Origin of the sequence: Acetomicrobium thermoterrenum DSM 13490 (assembly GCF_900107215.1) — a bacterium.
GTDB lineage: Bacteria > Synergistota > Synergistia > Synergistales > Acetomicrobiaceae > Acetomicrobium > Acetomicrobium thermoterrenum.
Genome location: NZ_FNPD01000006.1, coordinates 12,680 through 37,952 on the forward strand (window position 1 = coordinate 12,680; position 25,273 = coordinate 37,952).

Annotated in this window: 26 protein-coding genes; 13 read left to right on the forward strand and 13 right to left on the reverse strand. The window is 49.1% G+C overall.

The window, feature by feature from the left end:
- Positions 1 to 550: 550 nt before the first annotated feature.
- The 4 genes from BLU12_RS05730 to BLU12_RS05745 all read right to left on the reverse strand — a co-directional run bounded on the left by BLU12_RS05730 (position 551) and on the right by BLU12_RS05745 (position 5,239).
- On the reverse strand, positions 551 to 1,480 hold the full coding sequence (locus BLU12_RS05730; RefSeq protein ID WP_009202104.1) for an ABC transporter permease: 930 nt from the start codon (positions 1,478 to 1,480) through the stop codon (positions 551 to 553).
- A 6-nt stretch (positions 1,481 to 1,486) separates the two neighbouring features.
- Positions 1,487 to 2,548, reverse strand: coding sequence for an ABC transporter permease (locus BLU12_RS05735; RefSeq protein WP_111089559.1), 1,062 nt, complete (start codon positions 2,546 to 2,548; stop codon positions 1,487 to 1,489).
- Entirely contained in the window at positions 2,541 to 4,091 is a 1,551-nt protein-coding gene (locus BLU12_RS05740) for an ABC transporter ATP-binding protein (protein ID WP_091461272.1), read from the reverse strand. Before BLU12_RS05740 ends, BLU12_RS05735 begins: the two co-directional genes overlap by 8 nt.
- 65 nt (positions 4,092 to 4,156) lie before the next feature.
- Positions 4,157 to 5,239, reverse strand: coding sequence for a BMP family ABC transporter substrate-binding protein (locus tag BLU12_RS05745; RefSeq protein ID WP_091461273.1), 1,083 nt, complete (start codon positions 5,237 to 5,239; stop codon positions 4,157 to 4,159).
- 314 nt (positions 5,240 to 5,553) lie between these two features.
- Here BLU12_RS05745 and gpt point away from each other — a divergent pair, with 314 nt between their 5' ends.
- Complete coding sequence (gene gpt, locus BLU12_RS05750) at positions 5,554 to 6,042, forward strand: xanthine phosphoribosyltransferase (protein WP_091461275.1); 489 nt, start codon at positions 5,554 to 5,556, stop codon at positions 6,040 to 6,042.
- Between the two features lies 1 nt (position 6,043).
- Here gpt and BLU12_RS05755 read toward each other — a convergent pair whose 3' ends face one another.
- The 3 genes from BLU12_RS05755 to BLU12_RS05765 are packed head-to-tail and all read right to left on the reverse strand — an operon-like array spanning position 6,044 to position 7,756.
- Positions 6,044 to 6,616, reverse strand: coding sequence for a biotin transporter BioY (locus BLU12_RS05755; protein ID WP_091461276.1), 573 nt, complete (start codon positions 6,614 to 6,616; stop codon positions 6,044 to 6,046).
- A gap of 21 nt (positions 6,617 to 6,637) precedes the next feature.
- Complete coding sequence (locus tag BLU12_RS05760) at positions 6,638 to 7,270, reverse strand: IMPACT family protein (RefSeq protein ID WP_091461278.1); 633 nt, start codon at positions 7,268 to 7,270, stop codon at positions 6,638 to 6,640.
- A complete protein-coding gene (locus BLU12_RS05765; protein ID WP_200778723.1) occupies positions 7,271 to 7,756 on the reverse strand; it encodes an HIT family protein in 486 nt (161 codons plus the stop codon).
- A 231-nt stretch (positions 7,757 to 7,987) separates the two neighbouring features.
- Here BLU12_RS05765 and BLU12_RS05770 point away from each other — a divergent pair, with 231 nt between their 5' ends.
- On the forward strand, positions 7,988 to 8,770 hold the full coding sequence (locus BLU12_RS05770) for an electron transfer flavoprotein subunit beta/FixA family protein (RefSeq protein ID WP_091461281.1): 783 nt from the start codon (positions 7,988 to 7,990) through the stop codon (positions 8,768 to 8,770).
- Positions 8,767 to 9,747: an electron transfer flavoprotein subunit alpha/FixB family protein gene (locus tag BLU12_RS05775; RefSeq protein WP_091461283.1), complete on the forward strand. Its 981-nt coding sequence runs from the start codon at positions 8,767 to 8,769 to the stop codon at positions 9,745 to 9,747. Before BLU12_RS05770 ends, BLU12_RS05775 begins: the two co-directional genes overlap by 4 nt.
- Before the next feature lie 28 nt (positions 9,748 to 9,775).
- On the opposite strand, the gene BLU12_RS05780 is transcribed toward BLU12_RS05775, so the two are convergent.
- Positions 9,776 to 10,858, reverse strand: a complete 1,083-nt coding sequence (locus tag BLU12_RS05780) for an AI-2E family transporter (protein WP_091461285.1) — start codon at positions 10,856 to 10,858, stop codon at positions 9,776 to 9,778.
- A gap of 111 nt (positions 10,859 to 10,969) precedes the next feature.
- Here BLU12_RS05780 and BLU12_RS05785 point away from each other — a divergent pair, with 111 nt between their 5' ends.
- The 6 genes from BLU12_RS05785 (at position 10,970) to BLU12_RS05810 (ending at position 16,456) form a co-directional block, all read left to right on the forward strand.
- Positions 10,970 to 11,449 (forward strand): Fur family transcriptional regulator, encoded by a 480-nt coding sequence (locus tag BLU12_RS05785; protein ID WP_091461286.1) that lies wholly within the window; start codon positions 10,970 to 10,972, stop codon positions 11,447 to 11,449.
- Positions 11,415 to 12,311: a metal ABC transporter solute-binding protein, Zn/Mn family gene (locus BLU12_RS05790; protein ID WP_091461288.1), complete on the forward strand. Its 897-nt coding sequence runs from the start codon at positions 11,415 to 11,417 to the stop codon at positions 12,309 to 12,311. Before BLU12_RS05785 ends, BLU12_RS05790 begins: the two co-directional genes overlap by 35 nt.
- A gap of 12 nt (positions 12,312 to 12,323) precedes the next feature.
- A complete protein-coding gene (locus BLU12_RS05795; protein ID WP_091461290.1) occupies positions 12,324 to 13,097 on the forward strand; it encodes a metal ABC transporter ATP-binding protein in 774 nt (257 codons plus the stop codon).
- Positions 13,090 to 13,908, forward strand: coding sequence for a metal ABC transporter permease (locus BLU12_RS05800; protein WP_091461292.1), 819 nt, complete (start codon positions 13,090 to 13,092; stop codon positions 13,906 to 13,908). The genes BLU12_RS05795 and BLU12_RS05800 overlap by 8 nt, the downstream gene beginning before the upstream one ends.
- Positions 13,909 to 14,180: 272 nt before the next feature.
- Entirely contained in the window at positions 14,181 to 15,815 is a 1,635-nt protein-coding gene (serA, locus tag BLU12_RS05805) for a phosphoglycerate dehydrogenase (protein ID WP_091461293.1), read from the forward strand.
- A gap of 2 nt (positions 15,816 to 15,817) precedes the next feature.
- A complete protein-coding gene (locus BLU12_RS05810) occupies positions 15,818 to 16,456 on the forward strand; it encodes a histidine phosphatase family protein (protein ID WP_234945496.1) in 639 nt (212 codons plus the stop codon).
- Between the two features lie 17 nt (positions 16,457 to 16,473).
- Here the strand turns inward: BLU12_RS05810 and BLU12_RS05815 are convergent, their stop codons facing one another.
- The 5 genes from BLU12_RS05815 to rsmG are packed head-to-tail and all read right to left on the reverse strand — an operon-like array spanning position 16,474 to position 19,866.
- The gene (locus BLU12_RS05815; protein ID WP_091461296.1) at positions 16,474 to 17,265 is read right to left on the reverse strand and encodes an SDR family oxidoreductase; all 792 of its coding nucleotides are present in this window, start codon (positions 17,263 to 17,265) and stop codon (positions 16,474 to 16,476) included.
- A 20-nt stretch (positions 17,266 to 17,285) separates the two neighbouring features.
- Positions 17,286 to 17,528, reverse strand: coding sequence for a hypothetical protein (locus BLU12_RS05820; protein ID WP_009202086.1), 243 nt, complete (start codon positions 17,526 to 17,528; stop codon positions 17,286 to 17,288).
- A gap of 6 nt (positions 17,529 to 17,534) precedes the next feature.
- Positions 17,535 to 18,404 (reverse strand): ParB/RepB/Spo0J family partition protein, encoded by an 870-nt coding sequence (locus tag BLU12_RS05825; protein WP_234945497.1) that lies wholly within the window; start codon positions 18,402 to 18,404, stop codon positions 17,535 to 17,537.
- Positions 18,380 to 19,171 carry a ParA family protein gene (locus tag BLU12_RS05830; RefSeq protein WP_091461298.1) on the reverse strand — a complete coding sequence of 264 codons (792 nt, stop codon included), beginning with the start codon at positions 19,169 to 19,171 and terminating at the stop codon, positions 18,380 to 18,382. The genes BLU12_RS05825 and BLU12_RS05830 overlap by 25 nt, the downstream gene beginning before the upstream one ends.
- A complete protein-coding gene (gene rsmG, locus BLU12_RS05835) occupies positions 19,159 to 19,866 on the reverse strand; it encodes a 16S rRNA (guanine(527)-N(7))-methyltransferase RsmG (protein WP_091461299.1) in 708 nt (235 codons plus the stop codon). Before rsmG ends, BLU12_RS05830 begins: the two co-directional genes overlap by 13 nt.
- Before the next feature lie 142 nt (positions 19,867 to 20,008).
- Between rsmG and BLU12_RS05840 the strand changes: the two genes are divergently transcribed.
- The 4 genes from BLU12_RS05840 (at position 20,009) to BLU12_RS05855 (ending at position 25,220) form a co-directional block, all read left to right on the forward strand.
- Entirely contained in the window at positions 20,009 to 20,452 is a 444-nt protein-coding gene (locus tag BLU12_RS05840; RefSeq protein WP_091461301.1) for a PPC domain-containing DNA-binding protein, read from the forward strand.
- A gap of 7 nt (positions 20,453 to 20,459) precedes the next feature.
- Complete coding sequence (locus tag BLU12_RS05845) at positions 20,460 to 21,287, forward strand: thermonuclease family protein (RefSeq protein ID WP_091461302.1); 828 nt, start codon at positions 20,460 to 20,462, stop codon at positions 21,285 to 21,287.
- Positions 21,288 to 21,378: 91 nt separating this feature from the next.
- Entirely contained in the window at positions 21,379 to 21,867 is a 489-nt protein-coding gene (locus tag BLU12_RS05850; RefSeq protein ID WP_091461304.1) for a hypothetical protein, read from the forward strand.
- Between the two features lie 35 nt (positions 21,868 to 21,902).
- Positions 21,903 to 25,220 (forward strand): AsmA-like C-terminal region-containing protein, encoded by a 3,318-nt coding sequence (locus BLU12_RS05855; RefSeq protein ID WP_091461306.1) that lies wholly within the window; start codon positions 21,903 to 21,905, stop codon positions 25,218 to 25,220.
- Positions 25,221 to 25,273 lie beyond the last annotated feature (53 nt).

Genomic DNA, 25,273 nt, shown 5'->3' on the forward strand with positions numbered 1-25,273 from the left:
CCTTCAGTCAAATAGAAGCAAGTTCATTTTACCATCGTCCCAATAGATCAATATTGATCAGTTATTTCTTACGCTTTATGTTGCAAAACTGACGCCCAAAATTAGCATAAACTTTTTTCACATGCTACTGTGCAACCTCACCCAATCGCCCGGGGCATGACAAAATAAATTGCCCCATCTATAGTTTATGAAGGACGGGCAAACTGGGGGTCGTATAAAACACCCTAAGGAGCATTCAGCCAAATGCCTGGGGATGATCAATTAAAGTCGCAGCTGATGCACTAAAATGACAATACTTTCGACCTTACACCTGCTATATGAGGATGTAGCAGAGGATATTGAAGAATCCCTGAAGAGTTTCCCGAAGAAAGACATTCCTTAAGGGTAATAAATGGTTGACTTATATTGACCTTTATAGGGAAAATACTGCTATTTTTTTTATAGGGCGCATGTCCACAAGCGAAGACCTTTGCGGGAGAGAACCGCAACTTGTCTTATGCACCCCTCACAGAAAGGCCTGTCGACCCTTCTGTGAGGGGATATTTATCTCTTATTCTCTTTCTTCTCTGTAGAAGGGAAGCCCCAAGGCGCTTGGAGAACCCAGGAACCTTCCTCTGCCCTTTAAGACAGATATCATAACCAATACCGTTATGGTCAATATGTAGGGAAGCATCATCAGGAGGGGGGCCGGAATGGACGTACCTCCTGCTTGAATTCTCATTTGAAGCGCCTCTACTCCACCGAAGAGGTAAGACCCAAGGGCAGCCCTGAAGGGGTGCCATATAGCGAAAATTACGAGCGCGACCGCTATCCAACCCCTTCCCGCCGTCATGAGCTCCACCCACATGTGGCTATAGACAACGGAAAGGTAGGCGCCTCCAAGGGAGACAAATCCTCCGCCCAGAAGCGTCGAAAGATATCTAACTGCGGACACTGATATTCCTGCCGCCTCTGCGGAAAGAGGGCTGTCGCCCACGGCCCTCATCTTCAGTCCAAATTTTGTCTTAAAGATCAAAAACCAAACGAGGAAGACGAGAAAATAGGACATGTAAACCATGGGGTCCTGATTGAAAAAAACAGGCCCCACAACGGGCAAAGAAGACAGCCCCGGTAGGGGCATGGCCCTGAGTCCCGAAATGGTCTGACCCACGTAGCTTCTACCCAAAAGCGAGCTCATCCCCGTTCCGAACATGGTCATGGCAAGCCCGCATATGACCTGATTTGCCCTTAAGCTGATGCACAAAAATGCATGAATCACGTTTACGGCCACTCCGACTAAAAAGGCCGCCACCAAACCCCAAAGGGGCGATCCCGTATTAAAGGTAACTATGAAGCCGGTGTATGCGCCGATCAGCATGATGCCCTCGAGCCCCAGGTTCAAAACGCCGGACTTCTCGGTTATTATCTCTCCTAAAGTGGCATACAGAATTGGCGTACCACTTCTTACGGCAGCAGCAAGGATTGGAACGATCAATTCCACCGCAGATCACCTCTTTTTGAAGGTCAGGCTAATTCGGTAGCTTCTGAAAAACTCCCCGCCGAGAAGGAAAAAGAGTATCAAACCCTGTAGTATCTGAACCGTCGAAAGCGGGAGACGCATGGCTATTTGGAGATTCTCTCCGCCAACGAAGAGCGCTCCGAAAAAGAAGGAGACGAAAATAATCGTGAAGGGATGAAGCCTAGCAAGCCATGCGATAATTATCGCCGTGTAGCCATACCCTACGGCAAAACCGGGTTGTAATCTGCGGTGCAAGCCAGCCATCTCGGCCATACCGGCCAGTCCAGCTATGGCTCCGGACAGAAACATGACTAAAATTACATTTCTGGCTGACTTGATGCCCGCGTAATCCGCTGCCCTGGGGTTCTGGCCGCTAACCCTTATCTCATACCCCCATACGCCCTTTCTAACGACAATCCAGAGGATCAGGGCGACAATAAGGGCAAAAAACAGGCCGGCGTGGACTCTGGAGGCAAAAAACTGAGGAAGGCGTGCGCTCTCCGGAAAAACAGGGGTCATGGGAAAGCCCAAACTCGTCGGATCGCGCCAGGAGCCGTAGACGAAGTACTGCAACAAAAGGATGGCAATATAGTTCATCATCAAAGTCGTGATAATTTCGTTTACGTTCCAGCGCGCCTTTAAGAATCCCGCGAAAGCCCCCCAGAACCCTCCGGCCAGGGACGAGGCAACGGCCATGGAGGCTAACATGACTATGGCGCTGTCGGTGTAAAAGTACCTCACGAAGGCCGTGCAAGCCAATGCACCCATGACGAATTGCCCTTCGGCACCTATATTCCATACCACCATGGTAAAGGCGAGGCCAACGGCCAGGGAACACATGACAAGAGGTATCGTCTTCGCAAGTGTTTCGCTGATTCCGTAAAAGTCGCTTAAAGAGCCTTTGAGCATCATTCCGTAGGCTTCCCAGGGATTTACGCCCATAAGTCCAAGCATCAGGGCTCCGCTTAGAAGGGCTAAAATAATGGAGGCAAGTATTATATAAAGCTCCTGTCCTTTGGATATGTAAAATCTCTTTTCAATTTTAATCATGCTCTTTTTTGCCCCCCTGTCCATCCGAGGCTATTCCTGCCATCATAAGCCCTATTTTTTCTATGTGGCTTCTATCGGGGGCCTCGATAGTTCCCATCAGTCTGCCCCTATACATAACCGCCAACAGGTCGCTCAGCATGAGAAGTTCGTCCAGATCTTCGGATATAAGCAAAACTGCTCCACCCTCCTCCTTAGCTGCAAGCAACTTTTCTCTAACGAATGCAGTGGCCTTTACGTCGAGCCCCCAGGTGGGGTGCATCGCAATCACGACCTTCATGTTGTCCGATAACTCCCTGGCCAATATGAGCTTTTGCTGATTCCCTCCCGAGAGCATCCTGACTGCAACGTCAATGCCAGGAGTGAGGATGTCGTAACTTTCGATGAGGTATCCTGAGTCCTGGTATACTTCATCCCAATCGATGAAAAAACCTCTCTTGTAGGGAGGACGCCAATACTTTCTCAGTGCCACGTTTTCTGCGACGTTCATATTAGGGACCAGTCCAACGCCCTTCCTGTCGGAGGGTATATATTTAACTCCTAGATCTACCATGCGCCTCGCCGACGTAGAAGTTACATCTTCCACTGTAAAATACAGGCTTCCTCTTTCTATGTGTCTCATGCCTGCCAGGGCCTCGGCCAATTCGCCCTGTCCGTTTCCGCTGACGCCTGCGATGCCAAGTATCTGGTTTTCTCTTAAGGTCAACGAAACGCCATCGACCGCGACAAGACCTTTGTCGTTTCTGACCCTAATCTCTTCTGCGATGAGAATAGGCTTGCCCGGGGGCTTACGGCTTACGCCGACTTTTATCTCCCCTACCCCACCGCTTCCTACCATCATCTCCGCCAGCTTTTCGGCCGTAACTTCGCGGGCGGGCAAAGTACCAACAACTCTGCCGCGCCTCAAGACAGTTATTCTGTCGGAGATCTCAAACACTTCCTTCAGCTTATGGGATATGAAAACTATGCCAAAACCCTCTTCTTTCATATGCTTAACTGTCTCGAACAATTTTTCGGTCTCTTGCGGAGTCAGCACAGAGGTGGGCTCATCCAATATCAGTATTTTGGCTTTATGAAAAAGCATCCGCAGGATAGCAACCCGCTGTTGTTCGCCTATGGAAAGTTGCCATACCGGAGACAAAGGATCCACGTCAAGGCCGTATCTGGCCGACAGCTCCCTTATCCTGGCACATGTAGCGTTTTCTTTTACTATAAAATCCCTCTCGGCGCTGCCAAGGGCCATGTTTTCCCAAACGGTGAGGCTTGGCACCAGCATGAAGTGTTGATGCACTATGCCTATGCCCTGGGCTATTGCATCTTTGGGCGAACGAAACACCACCTCACGACCCTCCAGCTCGATCGTGCCCTCGTCAGGTTGGTACAAACCGCACAATATGCTCATGAGCGTGCTTTTTCCGGCACCATTTTCCCCAAGCAGGGCGTGGACCTCGCCTGCCTTCAAGTCAAAATCCACATCATCGTTTGCCTTTATGTCGTAAAAGGTTTTTGTTATTCCACGCATATTTACAAGAACTTTTTCAGCCATACTTAACCTCCGCCCAATCGGTAAAAAAAGAGCACGCAAGCATTTGCTTGCGTGCTCTTTGCAGTTTATTTGGGCAATTCTCCTTCTACGCCCTCGACCAGCCAATTCATCGACAAGAGGTCCTGATCGGTAAGTTTTTGGCCTTCTTTAACGATCAAATTCCCCTTGTTGTCTTTAATGGGCCCTTCGAACACATCCCACTCGCCGGACGCAATGCGTTGTCTTTCTCCTTCCACCAGGTCTTTAACGGCGTCGGGAACATCTTTGGCGTAGGGAGCCAACGCCACCATGCCTTTATCCAAACCCCACCATATGTCTTCCGGCTCCCAGGTGCCGTTGATCACCTTTTCGATGGTGTATTTATAAACCACTCCCCAATTCCAGACGGGCGCCGTAAGGTGCTTTGTGGGAGCATATTGGGACATATCGTTGTTGTAACCTACGACGTAAACCCCGGCCTCTTCCGCAGCCTGAGGTACGGACCCGGTGTTGGCGTGCATTGCAAGCACGTCAGCTCCAGCATCGACCAGAGCCTTGGCTGCTTCCTTCTCCTTTCCGGGGTCGATCCAGGAAAATAGCCACACCACCTTCACCTTAACGTCGGGGTTGGCTCTGCGGGCGCCCAAGGTAAAGGCATTTAATCCCCTGATCACCTCGGGGATGGGATGAGCTGCAACGAAACCGATCACGTTTTTCTTAGTCATGCTGCCGGCAACCAAACCGGACAAATATCTTGCCTGGTACATTCTGCCGAAATATATGCCCACGTTATCAGCCATCTTAAAGCCCGAACAGTGCATGAAAATGACGTCAGGGTGGCGTTTCGCCGCTTCCTGCACATAATCCATGTATCCAAAGGAGGTGGCGAAGATCACCTTTGCTCCGTTTCTTATGAAGTTCTCCATTGCCCTGACCGAATCGGGTCCCTCCGGAACGGATTCAACATACATGGTAGTCACAGCGGGAAAGGCCTTTTCCACATCGAGCCTTCCAAGATCGTGCATGTAGGTCCATCCGCCATCGCCTATGGGACCGTTGTAAAGCCAGGCAGCCTTGAGCTTATCTGCAGGGACGGCTTCGAAGGACATGGCAGCGGTACTAAAAATACAGAGCGTTAAGAGAGCGACAATAAGAGCCATCTTCCTCATTTCACATCAACCTCCCAATTAAAATTTAAAAACCTTCACATAAAATTTTACCTTCTTTTCCAACGCTCTTCAATTAAGGAAAAACTTTAACAAAACTATAGCATAACTTCATCAATGACGCTCTCTATCAAACTAGCCACGCAATCGGCATATAATATCTCCTAATACGCTGACTTAATAATATATACAAACATGACATCGCAAAGGATATCACTTTTTCAAATGGAAAATTAATGCTAAAATATAACCTCACTAAAAGGACCAGGACACTTCAAATCGCAATAATATCAATAACAAAGAAGAGGAGATGCAAAATGACCGGCAAAGATCGTTACAGAAGGACCTACCCAGTATCGTGGGACCAACTGCACAAGGATAGTAGGGCCTTGGCTTGGCGCTTGATAGATACAGGACAGAGGTGGGATAAGATAATTGCCGTCGTGCGGGGCGGCTTGGTTCCTGCTGCGATAATTGCCAGGGAGTTGGATATTCACTATGTGGATACCGTATGCGTCTCAAGCTACACATTAAAGGAACAGGGAGAATTGAAGATCATAAAAAGTATAGAGGGGCTGAATGGCGAGAACGCGCTCATAATCGACGATTTAGTGGACACGGGAAAAACAGCGAGGATCGTGAGGCAAATGCTTCCCCATGCCCACTTTGCCACCGTCTATGCCAAGCCGGATGGAAGGCCTTACGTTGATACTTACGTGACGGAAGTCAGCCAGGACACCTGGATTCTGTTTCCCTGGGATTCGGAGATTCAGTTCATCGAACCTCTGATCCAACAAAAGCCATAGATCAACGTTTTGTCTCCAACCCAACTCGAGGCTCAATTGTCTTGAGCTGCGGAACGATCCTGTAGGCAAGTATGGTAGCCGCAGCTGCCTTTAGCGTGTCGGCCGCCAAAAAAGGCAGCACTCCGATTTTAAGGGCGCCCAGCAATGATATATCCTTCCCCACCACGTAGTTTAAATTCAGGTAAAGACCCGTAACCCCACAAAAATATATCGCGCCCACGCCAAGAAATGACCCTAAAAGATAACGAGGAAGTTTTGCACTCCCCTTAGAAACGCTTCCGGCCAAGTAGGAAGCGACTATGAAGCCTATCAAATAGCCGAAGGTAGGAGAAAAGAAGATATGAGGCCCGCTCGTGCCGGCAAAGACGGGCAACCCCATCAAACCCATGCCTATATATACGACCTGAGACATGGCACCCCACTTCGGCCCCAAACACATCCCGGAAAGGAGAACGAAAAATACCTGTAGAGTCAGAGGAACGAGAGGAAAGGGAATTCTAATCCATGCTCCCGCTGCCGTCAGACAGACGAACAATCCCGCCAGGATTATATATTTAATTTCAGAATTGGACATAGGGGCTTTCACCTCCAGAAATTATCGGTCGATATCCCATTCCCATCTAACTACCCAACCCTGCCCCGCATAACTGATTAGCATTTCCTCGGCCTCCTTCACGAGAGAAAGGGGAATGTGACCGAAAAGAAGCACCCTCTCCCCATAACGGGCTTCCCACATCGACTCCTCCACCCCCATGGATCTAAACCTGGAGTAAATTAGGCCTTGTTTGTCGTAGGGCACCTCTATTTTTATTTTTCTGCTTTTAATTCTTTTGACCGTTCCCGCTGCTTTAATCGCTTCTTTTGCAGATAGGCTGTAAGCTTCTATGAGCCCCCTCACACCCAGCTTGACCCCGCCGAAGTACCTAGTCACTACTATCGCCGTATTGGTGAGGCCAGCCCGGGCGATCTCCCCCAATATAGGCTTGCCGGCCGTTCCCGAAGGTTCCCCTGCATCGGAATAGTGCTCACGAAGAAGATCTACACCTACCCTGTAGGCCCAGCAATTGTGGGTGGCATTTGCGTGCTCCTTCGATATGGTCCTTATGAATCTCCTTGCATCTTCGGTCGAGCGCGCTATTTCAAGATGACCGATGAAGCGAGACCTCTTTATAACAAGCTCTACCGCGGCTCCTTTTTTGGGTTCCAGGTAAACTTGATCTTCCTTCAACTATTCCTCCCACGCCTCCTTTAGCTTCCTGTAGGTGACATCCAGGGCTTCCGGTATCACCTTTGTCTCTCCGACAACGGGCATGAAATTAGTGTCACCCTCCCACCTGGGGACTATGTGCACGTGAACGTGGTCCTCGAAACCGGCTCCTGCGACTTTTCCCATGTTTATTCCGATGTTGAATCCATGGGGATCCATAGTTTTTTTAAGAGCTTTTAAGCACTTTTGGACGAGGAGGTTTATCTCCAATATCTCCTCCTGATTTAATTCGTCGTAATTGCCCGTATGGTGATAGGGCGCCACCATTAGGTGCCCCGGGTTATAAGGGAAGGCGTTAAACATTATGAAGGCTTTTTTGCCTCTGTATAATATTAGCCTTTTTTCGTCTTCCCTTTCTTTTATGAACTCGCAAAATATGCAATCTATCTTTTCCTTGTTCGATTTGTCTATATATTTCATTCGCCATGGTGCATGGAGAACATCCATCGCAATTCCCTCCATCCTTTCCGTTTCACCTCAAAAATGTTTCACGTGAAACATTTTTGAGGTCCACATGATATATGGCTCCGCCTGGATTATAACATGATCGTGGAATATCGGGCCCAGCGATCCAAAGGAGTATTTCAAAGACTTAACTAATGAGTTATGAAAACATGACATTGTGCTATAATATGTGACAATTTACAGGTTATCGCGAAAAATTGGAGGTAGCAAACCATGAATATAATTGTGCTGACAAAGGTCGTGCCCGACATAGAAAGGGTGAAGTTCGACGCAGCCAGGGGAGTGGTGGACAGAAGTTCGGCACCACAGGAGATCAACCCCTTCGACCTCAACGCCATAGAGGAGGCCGTAAGGCTTAAAGAGCGTCACGGAGGGAGGATAACGGCCATATCCATGGGCCCGAGTGATGTAGAGCAAACCCTCAAAGACACCATAGCCAGGGGCGTCGACGAGGCCATTTTGCTCACGGACAAGAAGTTTGCAGGCTCTGACACCTTGGCGACCTCTTATGCCCTGTCTCAGGCGATTAAGTCCACAGGCGACTTCGACATAGTGATCTGCGGAGAAAAGACCGTGGATGGCGACACGGGACAGGTGGGAGGCGAGGTATCGGAGTGGCTTGGCATATCATACCTTCCCTATACGTCTAAGTTGGATTACGAAGATGGGAAATTCAAGGCAAGAGTGGAGCTTGAGGACATTATATATGAGGTGGAAGCCAGCCCTCCATTGCTCGTCTCCGTCACCAAGGATATAAACACCCCACGCCTTCCTGGGTTTAGGGAAAAGCTCAATGCCCGAAAGACCCAGGTAAAGAAGATGGATGCCGAGGGGATCGAAGCCGACGAAGGTCGCCTGGGTTTTAACGGATCACCTACATGGGTATACAAGATAGAGGTGCCCGAGGAAGGGCAGAGGGATTGCAAAATATACAAAGACCCCGAAAGCGGATTGAAGGAGATCATGATCATGTTGGAATCGAGGGATTTGATATGACCGCTAATATTAAAAGAGAAATACTGGTCTTTGCCGAGCAACGCAGAGGCAGAGTTCACCCCGTCACAATTGAGCTTCTGGGCAAGGCCATTGAATTGAGCAATCGCCTTCCCCTCATGGTCTCATCGGTGCTTATGGGAAGGGACGTACAAGGCGAAGCGCAGGAATTAATTTATTATGGTGCAAAAAAGGTCTATCTCTTCGAAGACTCATCTTTGTATAGTTACGACCCGATTTTATATAAGACGAATATCGTAGCTTTGGCAAAGGAGATAAATCCCTACGCCATCCTCTTTGGGTCGACCCATATAGGAAGGTCCCTTGCTCCGCGGGTTGCCGCCTCCTTGGGAACCGGCCTGACGGCAGATTGCACGAATCTTTCCATAGACGAAGACGGGGCCTTTATCCAGATAAGGCCGGCCTTCACGGGAAATATATTGGCCCACATAAAGACCAAAACCTCTCCCAGCATGTCAACGGTTCGATACAAGGTCATGCAGCGCGCCAAAAGGGACGAAAAAAGAGAGGGCATTATCGTGAAGATGACGCCGCTGCCTAATGACCCCTCCTGGGAGGTAATTGACGAAAGAGTTATCGAGGGCATCAACCTTCCCGACGCTGAAGTCATAGTATCGGGCGGAAGGGGACTCAAAAGGGCGGAGGACTTCAAAATGTTAGAGGAGCTCGCGAAGCTTTTGGGAGGAGTCGTAGGATCGAGCAGGCCTCTCGTGGACGAAGGATGGATAGGGAAGGAACATCAAGTAGGTTTTAGCGGCAATACGGTAAAGCCAAAACTTTATATCGCCTGTGGCATCTCGGGAAGTCCGCAGCATCTAGCCGGAATGAGGGACTCCGAAATGATAGTGGCCATAAACAGCGACCCGTCGGCCCCCATTTTCAGATACGCCGATATGGGGATCATCGGCGATATTTACGAGATAATACCCAAAATGATAGAAAAACTTAAAAGACGGTAAATTACAGCGGGCAGCCCTCGAGGCTGCCTTATTTTTTTGTGCGCCTTGATTCCATTAGAATTGCAACTGGGCGTAATATGGGCACGTTTTCGCAGGTGATTTTAATAACTACTGCTATAGGAACGGCTAAAACCGCACCGACTCCTCCCCAGAGCCAGCCCCAAAAAAGGAGCGACAGGAGTACGACGATGGGATTGATGTTGAGGGCGTCCCCCACTACTTTGGGTGCAAGAAAATTCCCTATGCTCATCTGTATGACCAAGAGGACAATGGCCGTAGTTATCGCAGGTTTTATGTCGGGGTAAAACTGCACTAAAGCCACCAATATGGGAGGAATGGAAGCAATCAATGACCCGACGTAGGGTATAAAGTTAAGCACAAAGGCCAACACTCCCCAGTTGACGGAAAAATCGACACCTATGACTGAGAGAGCAAGCCATACGGCTACGCCCGTCGATGCGCTTATGACGACTGCCGTGAGCAAGTATCGACCGATCTGATATGAAATTGAATTTATTATCTGTTGAACCCGCTCTGCCATGGTTAAAGAAAAGGCGCGCCTTAGCCTCTCCGTGGACGCCGGGGTGCCGAACAATATGAACACCAAAAAAACTACTATAAGAAAAAAATTGCTGATCAAGGAGATAACTGTACCGGGAAGGGCAAAAAGCAACGGGGTAAGTCGCCTTCCGAGGTCGAATTCCATCAAAAGATCCGTAGGCAGGTCGGTTTTTTGGCCTATCTCCTGAACTATATTCATTAAGCGGCCATAATAATTCGGAAAGGCATTGACAAAGGGCAGTATCCTCCTGTAAAGCAATGCGAAGGCCAATAGACAAATGACAAAAAATAGCGTTAGGATCAGTGAGACGGCCAAACCTCGAGGTATTTTCTTCTTTTCAAGTTTCAACAGCGCCGGTTTAAATATAAAAGAAAGTAGCCATGCAATGACCAGAGGCATGACAACGCTTCTGGCCGCGCGCAAAACGGCACCTCCGGCCACAATACAGAGAAAACTCAGTAGCATCAGTAAAGTTTGGAAGCTGTACCAATTTATAACGAATGTTCTATCCCCGGATTTTCTTGGCCTATGGCGATCGTGTTCGGACATCGGCGAAACCTCCTTCATATTTACTCCATTATTATAATCAACTTCCGTAAGCACTATCGGAAATTAATTGGTTCTTTGCAAATTATTTGCAAATGACATAAAATATTTTTCATGAATGAAAATACAGCAAGTGAAATTTTAAGGAGCAAGGGCCTGGCAGCAACGAAACAGAGAGTTGCAATTTTTCTAAAAATTAAGGAGTGCAATTGCCATTTCACGGCAGGGGAATTGCATCGAATGCTTGCTGAAGATAAATTCAGGGAAAGGGTGGACCTTGCCACCGTTTATCGGACGATTAAGACCTTTGAAAGAGCAGGCTTGCTCAAATGCGTGGCCGAGACCGGCAATTGTCGATACTACGGGATGATCGATAACTGCGGCTTTGAACACCCCCACTTTTATTGCAGGAAATGCGGGCGATTATTTTGCCTTAAAACGATGAAGCTGGACTCGAAGGGTATAGGAAATCTCGAAAAAATTGGCTTCGAGCCTCAGTTTCTGCTCCTTACGGTAGAGGGCTTATGTGCACAATGTAGCAAAGGAGGACATTCTAAGGATGGGCAGGACGATAGGACACAGAAGTCTGATTAAGATACTTTTGCTTTTTTTAAGCGTATCGTTGTTTTTGGGCAAAAACACATCTGCATTTGCAGATACATTTGCAGATAATGGAAGAATAGCCTTCGTTTCGGTGCCACCTATTGCATATTTTGTCGAAAAAATAGGGGGGGAGACGATAAGGGTGGAATCGCTCATAAATCCCGGCGACGATCCTCACGTATATGAGCCAAAACCGAAACAAATGGCGGACCTTTCAAAGGCAAGGTTATATTTTTCCACGAACTTTCCCTTTGAGAGGAACCTTTTGACGAAGATAAAGGCCACGAACCCTAATCTGACAATAACCAACACCGGCTATGGAATTTCATATATAGCAGATGCAGCACATAAAGGCCATGAAGGGGAGGATGGCTTCGACCCTCACATTTGGACCTCACCTTTAAACGCTTTTAAGATAGCGGAAAATATCTACAGGGAGCTCGTTTCCGCAAACCCAGAAGAAGTAGAAATCTACAGGAAAAATTATCTGGAACTGCTGAGAAGCATAACAAAACTGGACGAGGAGTTATGGGAAAGGTCAAAGTCAGCAAGGGGGATGAAATTTCTGGTCTTTCACCCTGCATGGAGTTATTTTGCGAGAGATTACGGTTTAATTCAAGTTCCCGTGGAACAGGAAGGCAAGGAACCCAAGGGTGCTCAACTGTCCCGTTTAATCGAAGATGCCAAAAAAGAAGGAATTAAAGTGCTCTTCGTCTCTCCTCAGCATTCGAAAAGAAGCGCTAAAATCATTGCTGACGCCATAGGAGCAAAGATCGTTGAGATTGACCCCCTCTCCAAGAAATGGGACGAAAGCTTAAGGTCCATGGTCGAAATTCTCTGCGAGGCTCTCTAGGCAGGTTTCAAGATGACAGGCCCACAGGATATCTATTTCGAAGACGTCTGGTTTTCATACAACGGTTCCTTCGTGCTCCGGCAGGTTTCCTTTTCAGTGCCGACAAGGGAATTTCTGATCATTATCGGTCCAAACGGAGGGGGAAAGACCACGCTTCTAAAGCTGATGCTGGGGCTTTGCTCCCCTCAAAGGGGAAAGATCATCCTTTTTGGCGAATACACGCCAAGAGAGGCTTCGCACCTGTTGGGTTACGTCCCCCAAAACACAAATATAAATCTGGATTTTCCCGTCAGTGTCATCGACGTGGTGCTAATGGGAAGGTTGCGGGGTTTGAAATTCCTTTACACGAAAGAGGACAGAAGGGCCGCCGAGGAAGCACTTGAAATCATGGGCATGGACAAATATGCCAACGCCAGGATGAGAGAGCTTTCGCAGGGACAGAGACAGCGCGTGTTAATCGCCCGGGCACTGGTCTCTCAACCAAGGATATTGCTGCTAGACGAACCCACGGCAAGCGTTGATGTCGAAGCGCAGAGGATACTATACGACAGATTGAGGGAGCTGAACGAAAAGATAACCATAGTACTCGTAAGTCATGATATGACCGTGATATCGAGCTATGCCACAGCCGTGGCTTGCGTCAACGGCACGGTCTATTATCACGGTTCAAAGGAGATAACTTCTGAGATGCTCCAGATGGCCTACGGATCCTGCCCCGTGGAGCTGGTAGCCCACGGCATTCCCCACAGAGTACTGGCCAAACACGACGGTGATCGCGATGCTTGAGGCCCTCCAATACGAGTTCATGAGAAACGCACTGGCTGCTGCTATCCTGGCAAGCATCATATGCGGGATCATGGGAACGATTGTAGTCAGCAAAAAACTGGTATCCATGGCGGGAGGGGTAGCTCATGCGGCCTACGGGGGCATAGGAATGGCATTGTATTTCGGCTTTTCGCCCCAGCTTGGAGCAATCGGTTTTGCCCTTGCCTCCTCTATTTTCATGGCTTGGACGACTTTGAGGATGGCCTCCAGGGCCGATACGGTGATCAGCATCATATGGGCCGTGGGTATGGCTACAGGGGTGATATTTTCGGACCTCACCCCGGGGTACGGGGCAGACCTGATGAGCTATCTATTTGGCAGCATACTCATGGTCGCTAAAGAAGACATATTGTACATGGCAATACTGAGCCTGGCGCTTTGTGCTTTTGTACCACTCTTTTACGGGCATTTACTGGCCTATTCCTACGATGAAGACTACGCCCGAACGAGAGGAGTGCCGGTGGACGTCCTTCATTTCACGGTTATAGTATTGGTGTCCTTCTCCGTGGTGCTTACAATAAGGATCGTTGGACTGATTCTCGTAATAGCCCTTCTTTCCATCCCTCCCTACATAGCAGAAAAGTTTTGCCGGTCCTTGGCGGGGATGATGGCCACGTCCTTTCTCTTGAGCATGTTCTTTTCCGTTTCGGGCCTGGCGGCAGCTTACGCCCTCGATCTAACGTCGGGCGCAGCGATAATAATCATTGCCGCCATCGGTTATCTTGCCGCAGAGGTCTATTTAAAGTTCAGAAAAAAGCCAAGGGGGGCTTGACAACTTTTCTCACGAGTATTATAAAAAACAAAATTTAAGGTTCGACGAAGTGGTGAGGCAATATTATGATGCCTAAAAAAATAATATTTTCCATGTCATGCGGCAACGGTAGCAACTCTCGATCCTGGTCCCGAAACCAGGATTGGCAAGAGTGTTGCTTTTGGCCGCATGAAAGCTCGTAGAATCTCGTAATTTTTACTTTATAAGCTACAAAATGGGCCGGAGGCGACACCTTCCGGCCCATTTTTATATTTCTAAAAGGGGGGGAATTCATGTTTAAAGTCTTAATAACAGAACATATTCACGAAGAGGGCTTGAAGGAACTCTATGAGGCACCTAACATCGAGGCAATCCTTCGGTTGAACATGTCGCAGGAGGAGCTTTGCGATGCCGTCAAAGACATCGACGCCCTGATCACCAGGAGCGGAACTGCCGTGGACAAAAAGCTGCTGGAAGCAGGCAAAAAGTTAAAAGTGGTAGCCAGAGTCGGAGTGGGAGTAGACAATATCGATTTAGGCGCTGCGAGCAAGAGGGGGATTATAGTGCTCAACTCGCCCACGGGTAATACTCTTGCCGCCACGGAGCTTACCATGGGGATGATATTTTCGATCGCAAGAAAAATCCCGCAGGCGAACAATTCACTGCTGTCGGGAGAGTGGAAGAGGGAGAAGTTTCTCGGGACGCAACTTTACGGAAAGACCCTTTTGATAGTTGGCCTGGGGAGGATAGGCTCCTCAGTCGCAACGCGGGCAAAGGCGTTGGGAATGGAGATATTTTGTTACGATCCATACATAAATCCGAAAAAGGCCGAAAACCTCGGAGTTAAACGTCTGGACGATCTAAGGGGAGCTTTATCCCTCGCAGATTTTGTAACCCTTCACGTGCCCCTCACGCACGAGACCAGAAACATAATCAACGAAGAAACTCTGAAATCTATCAAAAGAGGAGCATATCTGATAAATTGTGCCAGAGGAGGGATCGTAGACGAAGGAGCCTGTGCGAAGGCGCTCAAGGAAGACAGGTTGGCCGGGGCTGCTTTCGACGTCCACGTCGTAGAACCGGCAAAGGAAAGCCCCCTTTTCGACCCCGCCTTAATAGAGAAGGTCGTCGTAACACCCCATATAGGAGCAAACACCAGGGAGGCCCAAAGAGCCGTCGCCGAGATCGTGGTGAAAAACCTCATAAAAGCGCTATCGGGCGAACCCTACGAAAATGCCGTAAACCTCCCCTATATGGAAAACAAGATGACCCTTCAGGAAAGGGAGTTTCTGTCGCTTGCCAGAAGGATGGGCATGATAGCGGCTTGTGTCATCAAGGAACACGTTGATGAAATCACCGTGGCCATGGCCGGACCCTTATTTGAAGAGGTCGAGATAAGCTTGCCCTTTGAAGTACCCTACAGATATATGCCCTTCACGGCAGCGGCTCTTAAGGGGCTTCTCGAGGTAAGGCTGGGCCCTGAAGTGAACGCCATGTCGGCGCCTCTTCTCGCAAAAGAACATGGTATAAGCGTCTTCGAGAGCAGGCGAGAGGCAAGGACGTATAAAAATGTACTTGCCATCGAAGTCAAATCCCAAAATAAGACCTTTTCTATGGCGGGAACGGTGACGGAGGAGGGCAAAAAGCGAATAGTAGGCGTAGACGATTACGAGATAGATTTCGTTCCCGAGGGGTGGGTGCTGCTTTTTTCCAACCACGACAGGCCTGGGGTCATAGGAAAGATAGGCACATTGCTGGGAGATTACGGAGTAAACATCGCAAACTTTGCCCTGGGAAGGAAAAACGGGAGCGGACTTGCCATCGCTGCCCTTCAACTTGACAGCAGCATTCCAAAAGAGGCAATGGAAAAGATCCAAAAAGATGCAGATTTAATCTGGGCCCATCTGATAAACCTCAAAGGAGAGTGAAGATGTTGCGATACTACCTCATGAGACACGGAGAAACGACCTGGAACGCCAAGGACGTATTTCAGGGGAAGCAGGACACGCCTTTAAGCGAAAAGGGCCTGCTTCAAGCCGAGCTTACGGCTAACCTCGCTTCCCGGATCGGAAAGGCAAGGATATGGTGCAGTCCCCTAAAGAGGGCATTGCAAACGGCAAAACTCCTGGCCGAAAGGGGCGGATATGAGATACTAACAGAAAAAGGCCTGATGGAGATAGATCACGGCAAATGGGAACGCCTTCATGTGGAAGAGGTAAAACGTCTTTATCCAGAATCCTTTGAGATGTGGCACAAAGAGCCCGATAAGGTCGTCATGCCCGATGGCGAAAGCCTGAGGGACGTTCAGGAACGGGCTTTAAGGGTTTTGACCAAAATAAGGGAAAGCGGAGAAGAGCAGGCTATTATAATGACCCATGACGCCGTGATCAAATGTCTTCTCTGCCATTGGCTCGAGCTTCCTCTCTCGAAGTACTGGAGTTTCAAGTTCTCGAACTGCAGCGTATCCATAGTGGAGGAAGACGATAAGGGTAAGGCAGTCATCTTGCTCCTCGACGATGTATGCCACTTAGAACAAGGCTGGACCTGGCCAGAACAAAAATCGGTGTAAATGGTTTTACAGATTCCTTAGGGCACAGCCTTGAGCATCCCTCCATCAGCGATAATCGTCTGCCCCGTGATGTAGCTGTTGGCCTCGGAACAGAGAAACACGGCCAGACGGCCATATTCCCGGGGATCGCCATACCTGCCCATGGGAATTTGTCTCAACATGGCAGAGCGAACTTCCTCAAGCGAGAGGTTTTGGCGCTCTGCCGCTGCTTTATCCAGCTGCTCTATGCGATCCGTTTTGAACCTTCCTGGGCCGATAACGTTGACCAATATGTTATAGGGTGCCACTTCGCGGGCCAAGGTCTTCGTCATACCCACAACGCCGAGGCGGAATGTGTTTGAAAGTATTAAATTATCAATTGCCTCCCTGACGGAAGATGAGGTGGAATTGAGTATCCTGCCCCAGCGCATTTTTTTCATGTAGGGCAATACAAGTCTAGTCGTCCTGACAAAGCTCAGGAGGGTCAGCTCGAAAGCCCTTTGCCAGGCATCGTCAGGAAAATCTTCGAACTTTCCCGGAGGAGGTCCGCCGGCGTTGTTCACCAGGATATGAATGGTGCCATACTTTTGAACGACAAAGCTGATAAGCTTTTCTATATCGCCGGATTTGGTTACGTCGCAGACGAAATGCAGAGGCTCTTTTCCAGTGCTTTCTTTTATATCCTTCTTTGCAACCTTCAACTTCTCTTCGTTCGTGGAGGAAATTACTACATTCGCTCCTTCACTCGCAAGCTCCGTTGCAATGGCCTTTCCCAAGCCGGAACTGGAGGCCAGGACCAATGCTACCTTTCCTTCAAGCCCCATGTTCATGCGATTAGCCCCCCTTCTAATTATTCCCTTCTATCGTTTTTAAGCTTATCCGCAATGGACTTTATCATGTTCCAACACTGTAATAACCCGAGGACTGCGCCCAAAAGGGCACCCCAAAGGGGTATCGACCTGCCCAGTCCATATCTATCCTCAAAATATAAGCCCAAGTAGTAACCCAACAAAACGAACCCTACGATCAAAAGGGCGGCAGAGACAACCTTTGCGAAAATCGCTATATCTTCGAAATTTAATTTAAAATTCATTTTAAATTATACGCCCCGATCGAACAGCGAATCAATGTTTTCCTCGAGAAACTTTACAAGCCTTTTGACTCTCTTGTCGTCCAAACCTCCTATGATCAACCTGCTTTCGTCTTGACTTTTCTTTACGACTACTTTAAGGCCGTGGCTTTTGCCAAGGGGCAGTTCAACAGTAGAGGTCTTCTTACTTCTTGCATCGCCCGAGGCCTTAAGCCTGCTTATCTCATCCTCAAGCCTTCTCACCGACCAGGAATGGGCCACGCACTTTCGGGCAAGGACTATTTGGTCATCTCCGGAGGACAATCCCGAAAGGGCTCTTGCATGGCCTTCCGATATCTTTCCCTCCTCGAGCAGCTTCTGCACCTCTACAGGCAAGTCAAGTAAACGTAGCTTGTTCGACACGAGGGGGCGACTCCATCCCAGGCGGGAGGCCACCTCCTCATGTGTCATCTCAAACCTTTTTATCATCTCCGAAAGGGACTTGGCCACTTCGATGGGCGACAGATCCTCCCTTTGGAGATTTTCTACGAGCGCCACCTCGAGTGACTGAGCATCATCCAAATCGACTATTACAACGGGAACTTCCTTAAGTCCCGCGATCTTCGCAGCTTTCCAGCGCCTTTCGCCGGCCACAACTTCGTAACCTTCCCCCGCACGCCTGACTATCAGGGGCTGTAAAATGCCGTGTTCTTTGATGGACTCGGCCAGAGACGTCAAGCCCTCGTCGCTCATGCTCTGTCTCGGCTGAAGAGAAGAGGGTTTAATTTCGTCTATGGGCAAAACCCCCCGATCCTTTGAAGGGATCGTTATTTTATCCTCGAAGGGGGATCCTATGAGCGCTTCTAACCCCTTTCCTAAAGCTTTCTTGGATTTAGCCACCTTTTTTCCACCTCCTCGGCCAATGCAATATAGGCCTTGGTACCAATGCACTGGGGGTCGTAGTAAATTACAGGTTGACCGTAACTTGGCGCTTCCGAAAGCCGAACGTTTCGCGGAATTGTCGTCTCGAACACGGCATCCAGAAAACGCTTTCGCACTTCCTCCGCCACCTCTTTAGAGAGATTTGTGCGGCTGTCGTACATGGTCAGGATGACACCCCCGATATGCAACCTTTCGTTGAGGTGGCGTCGCACCAGTTCGACGGTTCCTACGAGCTGAGACAGCCCCTCCAGTGCGTAATACTCGCATTGTATGGGGACTACCACCGTTTCGGCAGCAACCAGCGCGTTCACGGTTAAAAGCCCTAAGGAGGGCGGGCAATCTATCAGGATCAGGTCAAAATCCTTAAGCTTCGATAAGGCCCTAGCCAATCTGGTCTCTCTGCTCAAAAGTCCCACCAGCTCGACCTCCGCCCCCGCCAATTCCAGCCTGGCCGGCAAGAGGTAAACCCCCTTCCACGGCGTCGAAGAGATCGCCTCATCGGGAGACGAGTCGTTGATCAACACGTCATACACGCTTAGAGACAACTTTCCCTTATCGATCCCCAATCCGCTGGTACTGTGCCCCTGAGGGTCAAGATCCACTACGAGCACCCTTCTTCCTCTGTCTCCCAGGGCTGCCGCCAGGTTCACGCAGGAGGTAGTCTTGCCCACACCTCCCTTTTGATTTGCTACGGCTATAATACGCAAAAAGCTCACCTCCACCATGGCCTTCTCTCGGGGATGCCAACCCTTCTCGGAACGCTTATTTGTGCGTCCTTTACCTTCTTCCATGTAAATAAATAAAGCTTCTTGCCCGCCACCTCATAGCTCCATATCTCAAGCCCCGACCACCCCAATTTCTCCTCTTTTCCCTCGAATTCTTCCAGCTCCTCAAATCCCTTTGGCCCCTTGAAGGCCATGCAGCTGCCGCCCCTTCTGACGAGGGGGGAAAAATATTCGAGAAGGATGCCCAGATGGGAGACGGCGCGGGCAGCAGCCAAATCGTAGAGACCGTTATTTAAAGATGCGAATTCCTCCGCCCTGGAGCAATGGACCCTGACATTTTCTAGGTTTAAGCTGCGAACCATTTCCTCCAGGACGAGACATTTTTTCCTGACGCTGTCCAGGAGATCGACGAATACGTCGCTTCTGCAGACAGCCCAGACGAGCCCCGGCAATCCCCCTCCCGTCCCGATGTCCACTATTCGGACATTGAAAGGAATAAGCGGTAGGGCCGCGAGACAGTCCACGATATGTTCGTCGAATATGCACTTTGGGTCGGCAGGCCCCGTCAAACGGGCACGGCTGTTTGCCAATCCCAGAAGCTTTGCATAGTCCATCAATTTATCTCTGTTAGCATTTATTATGCCCTCTAAGATGTCCGATGCTACTTCTTTCGTCATAACTTTCAAATCTTCCATCACCTCCTATCGATGATATACTATTTTCCAAAGCCCTAACAACAAGCGATCTTTTTGCGATGCCTCCGTAATTTATGTTATCATTATTATAGCGTGACAAAATTATCGAGGAATAGAAGACGAAGGGAAAGGGGAGATCGACATGTCCGATAAAATTATCTACGCCAGAAACGATAATTATCTTATAGTCCGCCTGAGAGACGGCGATGATTTTTTTGAAACGCTTCTGTCCCTATTCAAAAAAGAGGACATTAAATCAGCCGTTTTAGTCTCTTCCGTAGGAATGATGAGAGACGTAGAGTTGGGCTGGTTTAGCGGGGAAGAGTACATAAAAAAATCCTTCGAAGAGCCGATGGAGCTTCTTTCGCTCACGGGTTCCGTAAACGAGACGGAGGAAGGAAAAATATTCTTACACCTCCATGCGGTGTTAGGATCTTCGGATTTGACGACTGCGGGGGGGCATTTGTTCAAGGCTACAGTGCACCAGACGAACGAACTGGTATTCCTACTGCCGACAAATATAAATTTGAAGCGGCTGAGAGAGGGAGAGGGATTGCTCAGGCTCTTCCCCGAGCGCAAGAAATAACAAGACCATGAAGAGCTTGGTTTCGCCGAAGGGCAAGAAGCGCTTGATTCGAAAGGCGCTTCTTGCCGCTTTTTTAATATGTCTTTACCTCTTTTCGGTCAATTTAGGAGAAAAGGAAGCTCTGGTAATCAATGTCATCGATGGCGATACTGTTGTAGCGGTGACGGAATCGGGCGAAAAAGAAACCGTAAGATACCTGCTCATAGATACCCCGGAGCTTCATCATCCCAGCCGCGGAGAGGAAGAGCTAGGAAGAGAAGCCAAAGCTTTCAACGCTTCACTGGTAGCCGGCAGAAAGGTAAAGTTTGAGCCGGACGCAGAAAAAAGAGACAGGTACGGAAGGCTGCTAGCCTACGCATGGATAGAGGAAAAGGGAGAAGAAAAGATGGTAAACGAGATGCTTGTCGAGGAAGGTTTGGCTCTCCCCTATTTCATACCACCAAACGGGAAATATCTCGACAGGATTTCGGAGGCCGCGAAAAGGGCAAAAGACAGAGACGTCGGGCTTTGGAAGATCGCCCGGAAGAGGGTTTACACTCCCGACCAGGTCTACGCGGCACTGCCATATATTGCAGGCCGTTATATAACGCTTGTCATGAGAGTCGAGGAGGCCAAAAAATCGGGCTCCCGATGGCTGCTGTATGAAAGGGAAAGCAGATGTCAACTGGTTATATACGATAACAATGAACACCTTCTTGGAGCAAAAGATTTCATCGTAGGCAGGAAGATAAGGGCGATCGGCAAAGTAACGGCCTCCTACAACGGCGCCGAGATGATCATCTCCGATACATCTCAAATAGAAATCGAGGTAAAGGCGAAAGAGCCGAGTAAGTAAAAGAGCGGTTCTGGTTTTACGATTTATAGTGATAAGATACAAATTAAGAGTGAAAAATTATGGTAAAATATTATTATGGAGGCGGTGAACCATGTTTAAACAAATATTACCTAAAAGGAAGGGCCTTCTTTTCATTCTATCGTCTTTTGTGCTCATTTCTTTTTTCCTTACATCCGTTACAAATCTCTACGCCGACCAGTTTTTCAGCAAACTCGACATCGATGAGATCTCTCTTAAGGGACACAAATTGCACATTCGCGGGGATACGGACCTGCCCCCAGGGTCCACCCTGCAAATAAAGCTATCGATCCCTAAGCTGGACGACGACAAGGGAAAGGACCACGATGTAAAAGTCCAGATAACCCCGGGTAAATTCTTCGTAATGATCGACCTTCCGAAGGAATGGAAAAACGGTGGATGGATAAAATTTCTGTCCCTTAAGGCGATATTCGATCCCGACGATCAACCCAAGAAGGTCAAGGAGATAGTGGGCAATAAGGGAGAAAAGCTCAACGGCCCCAAAGTGAAAGTCCAAAAGAACAAAAAGATAATGGTCTCCGTTAAAAACGTTGCTTTCTAAATGGGCCTGTTGCAATTGTTAGGTGGTGATTGAAGGTGAAAGTGCAAAAGAAACACATTTTGATAGGCGTTGCAGCGATAATAGTGATCCTTCTGCTGGTCATCGCAAATATCGACGTCGGCACGGGCATGATCCGAGAAATGGCTCCCCAGGCCGCGAAGGATGCCATTGGAGCCGACTTGGCCCTTGGGAACGTTTCGGGCAACCCCATAAGGGGTTACAAATTGAGGGATGTCGCGCTCTCGAAGGAAGGAGAGGAAGTCCTTTCCATAAAACAGCTGGATGTCAAGCCAAGCTTGTTCGCGCTGATAGGCGGGAAGGTCTATCTCGATTCCCTGGTTGTGAACGAAGCCTTAATCGATTTCGAGAGAACGCTCGAGCTGGTAAAGAACTTTAAACCATCAGGTGCGGGGGAGGGTTTGCCTTTAGAGACAATAGAAGTTAAGTCCAGCACGGTAAAGGGCCCCTTCGGAGTTATAGACTTGAGGAGCATCGAGGTAAAGCCCGAGGCGACCACCATCAAGGCAAAAATCGATGCTTCATACAACGGGCTGCCCGCGAGGGGAGATGCAGTCATATCGCTAAAGGAAGGCGTCGCAATAGATGAGATGAACCTTAAGATCGCCCAGGGTGAGATCTCCTTTAGCGGCGAGATAATGCCCGAGCTCAATATCGAAGGAAGGGCCGGAAATATACAGGTAGAGGAGTTGAAACTTCTTTGGCCTCCCCTCGAGAAACAAAAGCTGGCCGGGGCCTTCGGCGGCACCATCAAGTTATCGGGGAAGCTGCCCGACATTCGCGGCGAGGGCGATTTGAGCTTCGAAAAGGGTACGATCGTCGGCATATCCGTCGAACGGGCGAGGTCCGACTGGCGTTACGAGGAAAATACCCTCGACTTCAGAAACATAGATGCTGACGTCTTAAACGGCAACGTCCACGGAACCCTGACCATGATTCTCAGGACATTGCCGCCACACATAAACCTCTCTTTGGAGGGCAAAAACCTCGACGTTGGCCTCCTGTCGAAGGAATTTCCCCAACTGGCGGGAAAGGTATCCGGCACTGTGGACAGCGTCAAGGCTGATATCTCCGGAATGGCCATGGAGTTATCGGGAAAGGTCGCTCTTTCCGCGTCAAAACTTTCAGTCATGAATCAACCCCTTCAGGCTATCAATATTAAGGCGAACATCGATAAAGGGAAAAGGATAGATATCGACGCAACTTCCCGATGGAACGAAATGCCTCTTAAGGCGACGGGTTATGTAGATCTTCCGGCGGGTCCTTTTGTTAGCATGGTCGTGTCCTGCCAAAAAGCTTCCATCGATAAGATAAAAACCCTTGTGCCATCCCTAAAGGATCTGCCAGCAAAGGGAAATGCCTCGGGAGAAGTGCAGATCAAGGGTTCTCTCAAGGACGTTGCTTCCCTTTCGACTTCGGGCAAAGTATGGTCTGATGTCATCACGCTTTTAGACCAGGAGATAAAGTCTCCCACCGTGAATTTCGAATTTAAAGAAAACGCCCTGGACATCAAGAGCTTTTCCGCATTATGGCAAGGAGCTAAATTCCACGGCGCAGGGAAGATCGTGAACGTGACAAAGGCCCCAACTCTGGACATAAAAGGAAAAGTTGAGGGATTGAATTTGACCAGCATGGGACAACTCGTTCCCAAGCTCGAGCAGTATGAGTTGGCAGGCACCGTTTCATCGGAATGGCATATAGTTGGACCTTTGAGCTCTCCAGATCTCTCTCTGGATTTTAATTCAAACAGGATAACCTTCTCCGGCATAGCAGCAAAAGGCATCACCGGTTCAACTTCTTTGAAACCTTTGGCTAAAGACCCTTTGTCCGGAATTTCGGCTCAAATAAAGGCCTCTTCGGTAGGGACGACGGCCTTCCCGTTGATAAATGACCTGTCAGCTTCCATAAAAGGTGAGGCTAACAAGATCAACTTGACCGAGATCAAGGGCCTGCTTCTGGGCGGAAACTTCAATGCCACGGGCCAAATTGCCATCAAGGATAAACAACCTGCCCTATCTTTGACGGCCTCAGCGAAGGGCGCCAGACTGTCAAACCTGCAAAACCTTGGGTTGACTTTGCCGATAGAGGGCTTGGTCGATTTTGAGGCGAAAGCAGACGGCTTGCTGCCGGACGTCATAATCGCAGCCAAGGCTTCGTCGCCCGAGATAACCGTGGCCGGCTTCACGTTAACCGATGCAGCTTTAGACGCGGAAGGCCCGTGGAACTCCCTGAAAATCAAATCCTTCAACGCCAGGGCTGGCGGAGGGGCGCTAACAGGCAGCGGAATAATCGCTTATGATAAAGCGTTAAGTCTAAACTTTGACGTGCAGGGAAACAACCTCGACCTGAAGGAAATATCCAAGAAATTGGACGAGGCAAATAAACTGAATATGCAGGGTCTCGTAAACCTTAGGGCGACGATTTCCTACGACGACAAAGGCCTTAAGGGCGACGGAGAAATCACATCTCCGGAAGCCGGCGTCTACGGGCTTAAAGCCAGTGACATAAAAGTCCCCTTCGTCATGAAGGATGGCACAATAACAAGCCAAGACATGAAAGCCCGCTTTTACGAAGGGAGCGCATCGGGCAAAGGATCCATCACTTTGTCTAATTTGAAATGGACGACGTCCCTAAGCGTTTCCGAGGCAAACTTGGATCCGCTCATTCATGATCTCTTTCCCATGGAGGGACACATCACCGGAAAGGCGGGGCTACAGTTTAACGGCAGCGGCACGCTGGGCAAGAATCTGGAAGGCAATGGTTCCTTTAATGTCGGAAGCGGCAAAGTGTCCGATTTCAAAATGGTTAAGGTCATTGCAGCAGCATACGGTAAAAGCACCATAGACTACAAGTCGATTCAGGGAAGGTTCGTCTTGGATACCATGGCGTTAACCCTCCTTCCGGGGACTCAGGCTTATGCCCCCAAGGGAGATCCGATGTATACCTACTTTGGTGCCGACGGCATGATTAAATACAACGGCAACCTCAATCTCTCATGTTACGGCAATTTGAACGTACAGGCCATTAACGCCCTGGTGGGCGGCATAAAGGGCGGCATTCTTTCCGGAGGGGAATCGCTCAAGTCAACTCTCGAGGGGTTCTTAGGCGGCTTGCTGCAGGGCTCTCAGACGACGGACTTCAGGGACGTCAGCTTTAACGTCACGGGCACTTTTAAGTCTCCGAAGATATCCAATCTGGAGGTTTCTAAACCCGTCACGGAAGAGACGCCGCAAGGCCTAACTCAAGACCAGACGGATACACAATCGAGTCAATCGAGTCCCGAAGATGTGATCAAAAAGACGATACTTGAAAGGATATTCAATAAGGATAACTAAAGGCAAACGACGACGAAAAAAGGACCATCGCATTTTTAGCGATGGTCCTTTTT